The sequence below is a fragment of the Vogesella mureinivorans genome (assembly GCF_007644035.1).
GTDB lineage: Bacteria > Pseudomonadota > Gammaproteobacteria > Burkholderiales > Chromobacteriaceae > Vogesella > Vogesella mureinivorans.
The window spans coordinates 1-299 of record NZ_VMTV02000023.1 but is presented as its reverse complement, the minus strand read 5'-3'; the positions used below and the strand labels follow the sequence as shown (position 1 = coordinate 299).

1 protein-coding gene is annotated in these 299 nt (G+C 66.2%); it reads left to right on the top strand.

The genetic code is table 11. The features are described from left to right. Positions 1–299 (top strand): apurinic/apyrimidinic endonuclease family protein (locus FLQ44_RS00940; RefSeq protein WP_439144891.1); only part of this gene is annotated, 299 nt, incomplete at both ends.

Below are 299 nucleotides of genomic sequence, written 5' to 3'. Positions count from 1 at the left end.
ATGACATCGGCGAGTACCGGGCCAATCTCCAGCACATGGTGCAGCTGGCCAAGCTGCGCCAGCAGGCGACCGGGGTCAAGCTGCTGTGGGGCACCGCCAATCTGTTCTCGCACCCGCGCTACATGAACGGCGCGGCGACCAATCCGGACTTCGCGGTGGTCGCACGCGCGGCCGTGCAGGTCAAGGCCGCACTGGACGCCACGGTTGAACTCGGCGGCGAGAACTACGTGTTCTGGGGCGGCCGCGAGGGCTATGCCAGCCTGCAGAACACCCAGATGAAGCGCGAGCTCGACCATATG